Source organism: Flammeovirga sp. OC4, assembly GCF_000812565.1.
Taxonomy (GTDB): Bacteria; Bacteroidota; Bacteroidia; order Cytophagales; family Flammeovirgaceae; genus Flammeovirga.
In genome coordinates this window covers 1-268 of sequence record NZ_JTAM01000165.1, presented here as the reverse complement: position 1 = coordinate 268, position 268 = coordinate 1, and the positions used below count along the sequence as shown (strand labels likewise).

Below are 268 nucleotides of genomic sequence, written 5' to 3'. Positions count from 1 at the left end.
CAACTGATTTAATTCATTCTCTAACTCAAGTTGTTTATCTATGAGCTTTTCCCAGTTTTTGCTCTGTGCTTTATTTTTTCGCTCATACAGTTTCGATTTTGCTTCTAGCTCATCAATTTTTCGAAACCGCTCTTTTCTCTCCTTTAAAGAGGAGGGGGTAATCATATAAAGTTCGTGAAGCTCTTTTGTAGCATCCATGTAGAGACTAAACCAATCTGTGTCAAGATCTTCTTTTACTTTCCGAATACTCTTCTCGCATCGTTTGATT

General features: G+C 36.2%; 1 protein-coding gene. It reads right to left on the bottom strand.

What is annotated here, in order from left to right; translation table 11 throughout:
* Positions 1-198, bottom strand: a 198-nt coding sequence (locus PL77_RS32170) for a hypothetical protein (protein WP_216595961.1), incomplete at its 3' end; no start/stop codon positions are given.
* Between the last annotated feature and the right edge of the window lie 70 nt (positions 199-268).